This window comes from Nitratidesulfovibrio oxamicus (genome assembly GCF_015731765.1).
GTDB lineage: Bacteria > Desulfobacterota > Desulfovibrionia > Desulfovibrionales > Desulfovibrionaceae > Cupidesulfovibrio > Cupidesulfovibrio oxamicus.
In genome coordinates, this window is record NZ_VRYY01000785.1 from 1 (window position 1) to 543 (window position 543).

Annotated in this window: 1 protein-coding gene; it reads left to right on the forward strand. The window is 72.4% G+C overall.

Annotated features, from left to right (window positions below; translation table 11 throughout):
* On the forward strand, positions 1–443 hold a 443-nt coding region (locus FVW20_RS18520), incomplete at its 5' end, for a BamA/TamA family outer membrane protein (RefSeq protein WP_196610725.1).
* Positions 444–543 lie beyond the last annotated feature (100 nt).

Consider the following 543-nt stretch of genomic DNA (forward strand, 5'->3'; position numbering starts at 1 on the left):
GCCTGCCCGACGGTCCCGACGGACGGCTGGTGCTGGCCGCCAGCGCGGCTGCCGGGTCGCTGTCCGGGGCGTCCAGCGGCGCGGTGCCCGGCTCCATCCGCTTTTACGGCGGGGGGGGCGGTTCTGTACGCGGCTATTCCTACCAGTCCCTGGGCCCGCGCGAGGACGGCGACCCCATCGGCGGCTCCTCGTTCGGCGAAGCCAGCTTCGAACTGCGCTACCGCATTTCCGAAACCCTGGGCATCGTGCCCTTTCTGGACGGCGGCAACGTCTACGCAGAAGAAACACCCCGCTTCGGCGACGCCATGCGCTGGGGCGCGGGCATCGGCGTGCGCTACTACACCGTGGCAGGCCCGCTGCGCTTCGACGTGGCAACCCCGCTGAACCCGCGCGAGGACGACGCCCCCCTGCAGTTCTACATCAGCATCGGGCAGAGCTTCTGATGACCGACCCGCGCCACCATACCGTCCCCGACGCCGCGCCCACGGCACCGCCGTCGCCGCCCGCCCCGCCGGAAAACACCGGGGGCAGCGCCGCGCGTGC